General features: G+C 58.0%; 5 protein-coding genes. 4 read left to right on the top strand and 1 reads right to left on the bottom strand.

The genetic code is table 11. The annotated features are described in order from the left end of the window. Positions 1-134 precede the first annotated feature (134 nt). The 3 genes from ACFFK0_RS25850 to ACFFK0_RS25840 all read left to right on the top strand — a co-directional run bounded on the left by ACFFK0_RS25850 (position 135) and on the right by ACFFK0_RS25840 (position 4,696). Complete coding sequence (locus ACFFK0_RS25850) at positions 135-1,895, top strand: heparinase II/III family protein (RefSeq protein WP_377473383.1); 1,761 nt, start codon at positions 135-137, stop codon at positions 1,893-1,895. A 17-nt stretch (positions 1,896-1,912) separates the two neighbouring features. Further along, positions 1,913-3,046, top strand: coding sequence for a glycoside hydrolase family 88 protein (locus ACFFK0_RS25845; protein WP_377473381.1), 1,134 nt, complete (start codon positions 1,913-1,915; stop codon positions 3,044-3,046). 72 nt (positions 3,047-3,118) lie between these two features. Then, complete coding sequence (locus ACFFK0_RS25840; protein WP_377473379.1) at positions 3,119-4,696, top strand: hypothetical protein; 1,578 nt, start codon at positions 3,119-3,121, stop codon at positions 4,694-4,696. A 137-nt stretch (positions 4,697-4,833) separates the two neighbouring features. Here ACFFK0_RS25840 and ACFFK0_RS25835 read toward each other — a convergent pair whose 3' ends face one another. Beyond that, positions 4,834-6,447 carry a helix-turn-helix domain-containing protein gene (locus ACFFK0_RS25835; protein WP_377473377.1) on the bottom strand — a complete coding sequence of 538 codons (1,614 nt, stop codon included), beginning with the start codon at positions 6,445-6,447 and terminating at the stop codon, positions 4,834-4,836. 159 nt (positions 6,448-6,606) lie between these two features. Between ACFFK0_RS25835 and ACFFK0_RS25830 the strand changes: the two genes are divergently transcribed. Beyond that, entirely contained in the window at positions 6,607-7,638 is a 1,032-nt protein-coding gene (locus ACFFK0_RS25830; RefSeq protein ID WP_377473375.1) for an ABC transporter substrate-binding protein, read from the top strand. Positions 7,639-7,745: the final 107 nt, after the last annotated feature.

The following is a 7,745-nucleotide window of genomic DNA, read 5'->3' as shown; positions in this document are numbered from 1 at the left end:
ACTGCTTGGGTTTAGAGACTTACGTTGGGTGTAAATGGAACGAATCTTGTTCAGCAAGCCCCAATTTAGCAAAGAAGCCGGGAGATTCCCGGCTTTTATTTCCAAACGGCAAGCCGGAGGATTGTTGGCGAACCGTGAATACGGGGGAGGAGTACCGGCCCGCAGTCGAAGAAATCCGCGCCGAGGGGGAGCGCCTGCTCGGACAGCCGATTCCGGAGCTGACGTATACGCTGTTCTCGATGTACGAAAGCCGGGGCAGCCGGCTGGAGTTCGAGCGAGTGTATTTCGAGAAGCGCAGAAGGCTGACGACGTTCGGGCTGCTCACGCAGCTCGAGCCGGAACGCCCGGAATTCCGGGAAGCGCTTCAGGATGCGATTTGGTCGATCCTGAACGAATATACATGGTGCCTTCCCGCCCACCTCAGCGGTTCGGTCGAGACGGACGGCAGCCAGCCGTTTGCGGTTGACGGCCCCGGCTGGAGCCGGGGAGAGCGGGGAACGCGGATCGATCTGTTCGCCGCTGAAACCGGGTTTGCGTTAAGCGAAATATGGCGGATGTGCGAGGCTTGGCTTCCGCCGCTCATCGCGAGCCGGATCGCCGAGGAAGTCGTGCGGCGCTTGTTCAAGCCGTATTTGCTGCACGGGCCTTATCATTGGGAGACGGCCGAGCATAACTGGTCTGCCGTCTGCGCCGGCTCGATCGCCTCGGCGGCGTTGTATATGATCCAAGACCCGGTCCAGCTGGCTCCAATCATTGAGAAGGCCTTGGCCAGTATGGAGCGCTACTTGGCCGGCTTCGGCGAGGACGGCGCTTGTCTTGAGGGGATCGGCTACTGGAACTACGGCTTCGGCTTTTTCGTTTATTTTGCGGATTTGTTGGCGAAGCGAACCGACGGCGGTATCGATTTGTTCCGGCAGGAGAAGGTCCGGCGCATCGCGCAGTTCCAGCAGAAGGCGTACTTGGACGGCGATATTGCCGTCAATTTCTCCGATTCCATGCAGCGCGCGAAGGTGCATATCGGCCTAACGCATTACTTGGCGGCGGTGTTTCCCGCAGACGTTGCAGCGCCTCCGGCCGGGCTTCGGGCATCGTACACGGATGATCATTGCAGCCGCTGGGCGCCGGCGGTGCGCAATCTGCTCTGGTTCGCGCCCGGCCAAAGCGGGGCTTCATGGGAGCCGGCGGATTATGTGCTGCCGAATGCGCAGTGGCTCGTTTCCCGCCATGAATCGGCTGCCGGAAGCTTCGGCTTTGCCGCCAAGGGCGGCCATAACGACGAGCCGCACAATCATAACGATCTTGGACATTTTATATTGACGGCTTGCGGCGAAGTGTTCCTGTGCGATCTCGGCAGCGGCGAATATACGAACCGTTATTTCGGTCCCGACAGGTATACGTACGACTGCAACGGGTCGCAGGGCCATTCCGTTCCGATCGTGGACGGGCAGCTGCAGATGGCGGGGCCAAGCAGCGCGGCGATATGTCTGGAAGCCGAAATCGGCGGGGGAGAGGATACGTTCGCGCTCGATTTGACGAAAGCGTATCATGTGCCGCACGTAAGCAGCTTCGTCAGGAGCTTTACTTGGCGGAAGGCCGAGCTGCCGCGTTTGCTGCTGGAAGACCTGTTCGTGTTTGCGGAGAAGCCGTCGGAACTCGTGGAACGGTTTGTCACGAAGCTTGAGCCTGTTATCGGGGACGAAGGCATGGTTACGGTTACCGGCGGGAACGGCCGGACGTTATGGATCGGCTGCGATCCGCTGCAGCTGCGTCCATCCGTAAGCAAGCACTCGTATCGGGATCATTTTGGACAGGACACGGCATGGTATGCGATCGATTTCGCCGTACGGCAGCCGGAGCGGCAGGTTCGCGTTACGCTATCATTTCAATTTCAATAAGAAAGGCGGAGCAAGTCATGAAGAAAGCGACATTCAGCTGGGTGGACGAGGCATGGGAGCAAACGGTCAGGAAGGTCGAGCGCACGAGCAAGAGAATTGGCAGCGGTTACCCGCACGCGAGTGTCGGAGGCTCCTATGTGCTGGAGCAGCCGTACTGGTGGACGGCGGGCTTCTGGCCGGGGCAGCTGTGGCTGCTGTATGCCGGAACCGGCAGCGAAGATTTCCGCCGGATCGCCGAGCAGTGCGAGAACGGTCTCGATGCCGTACTGGAGCAATATTACAAGCTCGATCACGATATGGGCTTTATGTGGACGCTGACCAGCATCGCCCAGTACAAGCTGCTGGGCAGCGAAGACTCGAAGCGCCGCGCGCTCATTGCCGCCAACATGCTGGTCGGAAGGCTGAATCTGAAGGGCCGGTACATCCGCGCTTGGAATCCGTGGCGGGAAGGCGAAGACAACGCGGGTGTGGCGATCATTGACTGCGTCATGAATATGCCGCTTCTGTTCTGGGCTTCGCAGGTGACGGGGGATCCTCGCTTTCGCCATGTCGCCGAGGCGCATCTGGACACGGTGCTGGAGCATTTCATCCGTCCGGACGGCTCGGTGTATCACATCGTTCGCTTCAATCCGCACACGGGGGAGTGCGAGGAAAGGCTCGGCGGTCAAGGATATGCTCCGGAGTCGGCTTGGTCGAGGGGAACGGCGTGGGCGCTGTACGGTCTGACGCTGGCCTATCATCATACGGGCAGAGCGGATTATTTGGCCGGCGCCAAGCGGGTGGCCCATTTCTTTCTGTCCCAGCTGCCGGAGGACCGCGTACCGTATTGGGATTTCCGGCTTCCGGAGGGTGTGGCGAAGTACCGTGACTCCTCCGCCGGCGCTTGCGCGGCGAGCGGCTTGCTGCTGCTGGCCGATAAGGTGGCTGACGTCGAGGCCCATGTGTACCGCAATGCCGGCGTGCAAATCTTGGAGTCGCTGTACACCAACTACGGCGCTTGGGACGATCCGGCCGAGGAGGGCTTGATCCTGCACGGCACGAGCCACTTCCCCGAAGGAAAAAATGTTGATGTACCGCTGATCTACGGCGATTATTATTTCGTGGAAGGCTTGGCGCGGCTTAAGGGTGCGAAAGTTATTTTCTGGGAATAGCCGGCAGGCGGATGTTATGAATACGATCATCACGGTACGCATCGAGGCGCCGGATGAAGCGGGGGATTGGTCATGAGCATGGCAAGCAGGAAGCAGGAAATCGTCCGCCGTATCGCCTTGCTGGCACATGAGCAGCCGGTGCTGGGCAGCGGGCTTTGGTTTCATACCGATGTTCGGAATAATTTTTACTACGCCTCCTATTTATTCGCGGCCGCAGCGAATCCCGATCTGCAGCTTTCCTTCGACCGGACCGAGGCGCAAGCGAAGGCATGCCGCATCTTCACGGAGCTGCTTGAGCTGCAGGACCGGGACCCGCACAGCGGGACGTACGGGCACTGGCCGCTGCACCTGCATCCGGTTCCCCGCGAAGCGGAACCGAATTCGCTGCCGGTGGAGCTGATGGGCTCGCTGCTGATGTATTTCTTCCACCGTTACGGCGCGGGGCTGCCGGAGCGGCTCCGGGCATCGATGCGGCAAGCGCTGGAGCACGTATACCGAAGCGGGTTTTTCCGCAAGCCGCTGCGCGATTACAACCATCATGAGGCCAAATATACGGCGGCCAAATTGCTGTTCGGACAGTGGTTCGGCGACGAGGAACTGCTTCAGGACGGCTGGCAAAGCCTGAAGAGCACCTTGCTCCACGTGCAAACCAAGGGGATGCCGGAATACGGCTGCCTGCCGTGGTTTTGGCATTGGGTGCAGGCGTTCACCTGTGCGTTGGAGATGGTCCGGCAGGAGGAGATTGCGGCTGACTTACGCGCGATGCTCGACTATTTATGGACGGAAAGGTCGCTCTATTATGTCAAGGGCGCATGGGCGGGGCCTCATTCGCGCGGCTTGAGCCACGACATTCCGAAGGATGCGAACGTACTGTTCGATTACGTGCAGTACGGCGATTTCGAGCTGCCTCACGAGCTTCCAAGAGTGGAATATGCCGGATTTCTATCGTATGAAGCTCCCGCCCAAGCGAAGGCCGCTGCGCTTGACCGTAGTGTCCCCGCCGAAGTCAAGCGGGTCGTGACGAAGCAGACGGATTCCGGCGAGGTTCGGCTGAATACATACGCGTATATGACGCAGCATTATGCGGTCGGAGGCGTGCTGGAGCGGTTCCGGGAATACGATAACGAACAGCACCGCTGGGATGTGACGTTTCCTTTGGTCAACCATGACAGCGTGAATCAGCTCTTCTTCTTTCAGCCCGGAGACCATTATTCGGCCGGCGATCCGCGGCATCAAAGCGACGGCGGCGACATTGCCTTGAACCGGAACGTGTCGATAGCCTTGTACCCGGCGGCACATGGAAGCGGGGAGCGCATGGTCGGTATTTTACCGAAAGGCGATTGGCGGATGGAAGAGCGCTCGCTGTACGGATTCATTAACGATGAAGTGTACGCAGCTGTCTTCTTGCTCTTACCTTATGCAGCTGAACAATTGGACGATCGGATAACCATAACAGGGGAAAACGGCAGCAATGCCGTTGTCGTCGAGGTCATCAGTACGGAAGAGGCGGGAGCGATCGGGATCGGAAGCTTCGACAGCTTCGTAGCGGCGATGAGGGGGAAGCGTCCGCAGTTTGAAGACGCGGCGAAGGGATTCATACGCTATACTAGCTTGCTGGGCAATCAGGTGGCTCTTTCAGTGGAAATATGATTTGCGACACTTATATGTGCATGCGATGAAAGCGGTGATCGTCTTGACGAGGTCACCGCTTTCTGTATGCCATGCCGAACATTTCCGGAATGAAATTTCGCATAAGTTGGGCGAATTAGCCGCTGTTTATAATCAACTCATCTTGAACCTGTCAGCCGCTCGGCCAGCTCCCTCAAAATCAGCTCCCTCCCCCGGGGCGTCCAGCTGAGGAGCAGCCAATTCGAGATCAGGTGCGTGCCGGGATTGGCCTTCGCCTGCATCGAGGCCCACGCGGGAGTTTGCCGCAGCCTGGACAGCAGCGCCTCCACTTGAGGCTGCTGGCTCCGCCGAATTATAAACAGATGATCAGTTTCGAGCGGCGGAAACTCCTCCACGGTAAGCTCTTCCCTCATTTTATTGCGCGGTACGGCATTGCCCGGCCGGAAGCCCAGCTCGGCATATAACAGCTCATTGAGCGGGTGATGGACCGTCCCCTGAATCCGAACGACGTCTTGAATCACCTGAAGGACGGTCAACGTTTCCTTCTCAACGAAGCGGCCCAGCTGCTCCCGGGTTCGGTCCACCAGCTCGCTCAACCGCCGCTCGGCTTGCAGCGCCTCCTTCTCCCGGCCGACGAGATCGGCGATTTGCATCAGCGCGGCCCGCCAGTTCAAGTCATGCTGCAAAATAACCGTAGGTGCAATTTCCTTCAACGTATCGTATAAATCCCGATGAAAGAAATCGCCTACGATCAGGTCCGGCTTCGCCAGCCGCAGCTGCTCGAGCTGCGAGGAAAGCGTGCGCGCATATTCGGCTTCGTCCATCCAGGGATACCTGTAGCAATCGACGGCGGCAACCGCCTCTGTTCCTATCGAGGAAAAATGATCCTGAAAGGCGCAGCGCGAAGCTGCGGCCACCTTGAGGCGCTCTCTCTTGATGAAGTGGGTGGGCGAAAGGCCGACATACTTTTTGAAAATACGGCTGAAATAGTACTCGCTGCTGAAGCCGACGGCCGCCGCCACTTCCTTGACGGGAAGAGCCGGCGACAGCTGCGCTTTCGCATGATGAATCCGGATCTGATTTAGATAGTCGGTGGGAGAATGGCCCGTTGTCCGTTTAAAGCTGCGGCAAAAGGCGTTCGGCGTCAGCTTGGCCCGGTCGGCCAGCGTCTCCCGGCTTAATTTTTCAGCATAATGCTGATGCATGTAGGCGATGCAGGCTTCTACACCCGTTTCGGCAGATGGAGCCGTTTGCCGGCCGGTCAAATCATGGCGGAGGTAATCGAGCAGCCCCTGCAGCCGGATATCGGATTGACTCTGTGCGTGTCCGGCGAGCTCGGCTTGATAAGCCGCATAAAGCTCCTTTGTCCGGAGTAGCCCCTGCCCGATATCCCGGATCGGCAAGCGTCCTGGCGAAAGCTCAGGCGGCGGCTCGAGGGAGCCCGGATGCGCCGCCGCCGTATAGCGGCCCCGCCGCTTAGCAATTGTAATCGGCTCCAGCACGATGACATAATATTCGATCTCCGGCGAATGGACGTCGGCTTGCAGCTTCATTCCAGGCGCCAGGAAAAACCATTGAGGCGCATCGATCGCAACGTGTTCTTGGTCCACGTGCAGAACGCCCCGCCCTTCGGCGACGAATAAGAGCATGGCTGCCGGTACGGTTCTGCGGCTTGAGGATAACGTCTTGCGGCGCAGCCGGCGGATCGAAGAAAGCAGGTACACGGTTTTGCCGCTTGTTGTACGGACTGAGCCTGAAGGGGATACGATCATGAGGACAGGACTCCTTATAAGAAATAATCGTAAGCCTCGTCGAGGATACAATCGTGAATCAAAACGGATACACCAGGACATGGACGAACGAACGGCGATGCCCTACACTTTAAATGATAACAAGAATCATTATCAAAGAAAAGGGAGAGAGAAACAAATATGTCAAGACAGAGAAGGCAATTCCAGGTTGTGTCGCTGCTGCTGATGATTACGGCACTGCTCCTATCGGCTTGCGGCGCGAGCTCGCCGGCGTCTACGGGTGCGGCATCCGGCACGGCGGCATCGGGTACGGCGCCCGTCACTGCAGCGCCTGCGGCAAGTAAGAATGAGGCCAAGACGACGGCCAGTGCGTCATATACCGTCAAGCATGCGATGGGGGACACAACGATCCCGGCCGCGCCGAAGCGAGTCGTTGTGCTCGTGAACGATGCGGTTGAGGCTTCGCTTACGCTGGGGATCAAGCCCGTGGGCATGGTGAAGGCATGGGGCGTGAAGCCGATGTACGATCATTTGAAGGACCAGCTGGAGGGCGTTCAGATCGTCGGCGATGAGAACCAGCCGAACCTCGAAGCGATCGCGGCGTTGAAGCCGGATTTGATTATCGGCAACAAGCTCCGGCAGGAAAAGATTTACCAGCAGCTGTCGAGCATCGCGCCAACCGTATTCTCCGAAAGAACGAATTCCGATACGTTTATCAATTACAAGGTATATGCGGAAGCGCTGGGCAAGAAGGAAGAGGGCGACAAGAAGCTCGCCGAGTTCGACAAGCGGGCGGAGGAGCTCAGGAAGAAGCTGGGCGACAAAATCAATACGAAGGTATCGCTGGTCCGTTTCTACATAGAAGATAAAGTAAGAATTTATTACCATGACACGTTCCCGGGCGGCGTTCTGAAGAAGGTCGGTCTGCAGCGGCCGGCTTCCCAAGACAAGCCGACGTTCGCCGAAATTATCGGGAAGGAACGAATCCCGGATGCGGACGGCGATGTGATCTTCTACTTTACGCTGGAGGATGAGAAGGGCATTACGACGAAGACCGAGAAGGCATGGCAGGAGGAGACGCTGTGGAAAAACTTGAATGCGGTCAAGAACGGCAAGGCGTTCAAAGTGAATGACGGCATTTGGAATTCCTCAGGCGGTATTATCTCGGCCAATCTGATGCTGGACGATTTGGAAAAATATTTGCTCAAATAAGCGTGATGCCGCGCTGCAGATGAAGATGAACTTACCCGCATTCCGTCCTTCGGCACGGATGCGGGTTTGAATTTTGCCTGCGAGGCACAGTGGCGGCGGAAAGGTTC

The organism is Paenibacillus chartarius (assembly GCF_042432825.1).
Classification (GTDB): Bacteria; Bacillota; Bacilli; order Paenibacillales; family NBRC-103111; genus Gordoniibacillus; species Gordoniibacillus chartarius.
The sequence above is the reverse complement of the archived record's forward strand: the minus strand, read 5'-3'. Positions and strand labels throughout refer to the sequence as shown.